At 66.7% G+C, this 1,425-nt stretch carries 2 protein-coding genes; both read right to left on the bottom strand.

Annotation, left to right across the window (positions count from 1 at the left end; all coding sequences use genetic code 11):
• The coding region (gene rseP, locus EGJ34_RS21690) for an RIP metalloprotease RseP (protein ID WP_125362449.1) at positions 1 to 459 on the bottom strand (459 nt) is incomplete at its 3' end.
• 34 nt (positions 460 to 493) lie between these two features.
• Positions 494 to 1,425 (bottom strand): 1-deoxy-D-xylulose-5-phosphate reductoisomerase (dxr, locus tag EGJ34_RS21685; protein WP_125362448.1); only part of this gene is annotated, 932 nt, incomplete at its 5' end.

Here is a 1,425-nt window from a genome sequence, read left to right as displayed (position 1 = left end):
GTCCACGCCCAGCACCCGGTCGCCGGTCTGCAGGCCGGCGGCCTGGGCCATGCCGGTGGCGCGGCCAATCGTTGCCGAGTAATCCTGCTTGCCCAGCACGAACATGGCCCACAGCAAGGCCACGCAGAGCAGCAGATTGGCGAGCGGGCCCGCCGCGACGATGGCGATGCGTTGCCACACGGTCTTGTGGTTGAAGGCCTGGCCGCGTTCGGCCGGATGGACCTCGACCTCGCGTTCGTCCAGCATTTTGACGTATCCACCCAGCGGAATGGCGGCGATGGCAAATTCAGTGCCTGCACGGTTGCGGCGCATCCACAGCGGCTTGCCGAAGCCGACCGAGAAGCGCAGCACTTTCACCCCGCAGCGCCGGGCGACCCAGTAATGACCGAACTCGTGGAAGGTCACCAGCACGCCGAGGCTGACGATCATCCACCAGACAGAACCGATGAATTCACCCATGTTGGACGTCGCGGTCAGGAGGTGGGAAAGGCATTCAATGCGTATCGATGGCGGTCTGGGTGATCTGGCGGGCCTGCCGGTCGGCCGCCAGCAGGCTCTCCAGTGTATCGGCGGAGGTGGGCGGGAGTGTTGAAAGTGCGTTAGCCACCAGTGCCGGGATGTTCAGGAAAGCGGTCCGCCCCTGAAGAAACGCTGAAACCGCCACTTCGTTGGCAGCGTTCAGGATCGCCGGGGCCGTGCCGCCCGCTGCCATCGCCTGCCAGGCCAGGCGCAGGCAGGGGAAGGCGTCGGTGTCGGGGGCCTCGAAGTCGAGCCGGCCCTGGGTCAGCAGGTCCAGTCCCGCCACCCCGGATTCAATCCGCTGCGGCCAGCCGAGCCCCACGGCCAGGGTGGTGCGCATGTCCGGCAGGCCCAGCTGGGCCAGGGTGGAGCCGTCGATGAACTCCACCAGCGAATGCACCAGACTCTGCGGATGCACCAGCACGTCGATCCGTTCGCCTGGTACGTTGAACAGATGGTGGGCTTCGATGACTTCCAGCCCTTTGTTCATCAGCGTGGCCGAGTCGACCGAGATTTTCGGGCCCATGCTCCATTTGGGGTGGGCCACTGCCTGGGCAGGCGTGACCTGCTCCAGTTCGGCGCGCGAACGGCCGCGGAACGGACCGCCGGACGCAGTCAGCAGAATGCGCCGGACGCCGGCCTGGTCCAGGCTGGCATCACGGGAGCGCAGGCACTGGAAGATCGCGCTGTGTTCGCTGTCGATCGGGATGATCTCGGCACCTGCCGCATTGGCCCGCTGCATGAGCAGTTCGCCGGCCAGTACCAGCGATTCCTTGTTGGCCAGCAGAATGCGCTTGCCGGCAGCGGCTGCGGCCAGGGTCGAGGACAGGCCCGCCGCTCCGACGATGGCGGCGACCACGGTGTCACAGGCATCGCTGGCCGCCAGCTGATCCAGCGCATCGGCCC

Source organism: Stenotrophomonas sp. 278 (genome assembly GCF_003935715.1).
Taxonomy (GTDB): Bacteria; Pseudomonadota; Gammaproteobacteria; order Xanthomonadales; family Xanthomonadaceae; genus Stenotrophomonas; species Stenotrophomonas maltophilia_AH.
The sequence above is the reverse complement of the archived record's forward strand: the minus strand, read 5'-3'. Positions and strand labels throughout refer to the sequence as shown.